Source organism: Methylophaga sp. UBA1464 (genome assembly GCF_002325665.1).
In the GTDB taxonomy this organism is placed as follows: Bacteria; Pseudomonadota; Gammaproteobacteria; order Nitrosococcales; family Methylophagaceae; genus Methylophaga.
The window spans coordinates 35289-36510 of the sequence record NZ_DCSO01000085.1 but is presented as its reverse complement, the minus strand read 5'-3'; the positions used below and the strand labels follow the sequence as shown (position 1 = coordinate 36510).

The window sequence follows — 1222 nt, the reverse complement described above, 5'->3', positions numbered from 1 at the left end:
CCAGCCGATATCACCACAGCCTGCGCAACTTGTCCCGGTGTCAACGCTGGCGTTTGACTTGCCGATCCCGTTACAGTGACCTGAGCAGCCTGTGAGGTCTGAGGTATTTGCATGAATTCACCTGGAATTAAACACAATGCTAGTATAACAACCAACTTGTTGCCAAAGACCGGCCAATGAAAAAATTCAGTACAAAATGGTATACCCGCCAAAATACAAGGATCAGTGGACCGTTCACCATAGCCCTGCTGAAAAGTAATCTGCAGTTAGGCAGAATTGATGCCCAAACAGAGATCAGTTCGGACCAAAAAAACTGGCAGCCATTAGGCGATATCATCGAACTGGAAGTTGTCGATCCTATCACCCCACCACCGTTACCTCTTGATGAACGTGATGGTTTTGATCGCCGCAATCAGCAACCTATGACCGAAGCTGAACGTGAAATGCGTCGGGAACAACGACGCAGACTGGAACCAGACTTTTTAATTCAGCAGCGCCAGCAACGCAGTGCATTATTACAAAAGCTCAAACCTCAACGTCCTGCCCGTTTCTGGCCATTGCTGATTATCAGCCTGATTCTCATCGCTATTTTCAGCTTCGCCATATTATTCCCGACACCGTCAAGTCTATCGGAAGCTGATTGTGACAGTGTGCCTGCGCCCAACGCGAACTGGGAAAACTGTCTGAAACCGGCAATGGATATTCCCGCTGCTAACCTGACCAAAGCCAACCTGCGTAACAGTGTGCTGGCCATGTCAAACCTGATGAGCGCCGATCTGATGGAAGTTGATATGAGTTATGCCGATTTACAACTTAGCAATCTGAGTTATGCCAGCCTGCAGGGAGCTAATCTGAAAGGCGCCAACCTGCAACAGGCTGATCTGTCCTACAGTAATTTATCCAACAGTGATTTAAGTTTTGCCAATTTACGGGATGCCAAGCTGGGTGGCAGCGATTTGCAAGATGCCAGGCTGGATAAGGCTATCTGGATTGATGGGCGGATTTGTGCAGCAGGTTCAGTTGGCAGCTGTTTGTAAAATACCTGCCATCAATGGAGTTTTTGCGGTGCGGCCAGCGTGAACGCCGGGATATCGACGGCAAATCGGCTACCATTATCATCCATCATGTTGTAATGGCCCTGCATCATACCAACCGGGGTATCCAGCATCGCCGCACTGGTGTAGGTAAATGTTTCTGTTGGCGCCAGATAAGGATGCTGACC

The 1222-nt window shown here is 49.0% G+C and carries 2 protein-coding genes; one reads left to right on the top strand and one right to left on the bottom strand.

Going from position 1 to position 1222, the window contains the following annotated elements; all coding sequences use genetic code 11:
• Positions 1-176: 176 nt before the first annotated feature.
• Positions 177-1037, top strand: a complete 861-nt coding sequence (locus B3O33_RS10955; RefSeq protein ID WP_292362305.1) for a pentapeptide repeat-containing protein — start codon at positions 177-179, stop codon at positions 1035-1037.
• Positions 1038-1048: 11 nt separating this feature from the next.
• Here the strand turns inward: B3O33_RS10955 and B3O33_RS10950 are convergent.
• Positions 1049-1222 (bottom strand): ApaG domain (locus B3O33_RS10950; protein WP_292363583.1); only part of this gene is annotated, 174 nt, incomplete at its 5' end.

What these genes read in the sequence shown, in the direction of transcription:
- B3O33_RS10955 (WP_292362305.1), top strand. Translation starts at nt 177, where the DNA reads ATGAAAAAATTCAGTACAAAATGGTATACCCGCCAAAATACAAGGATC.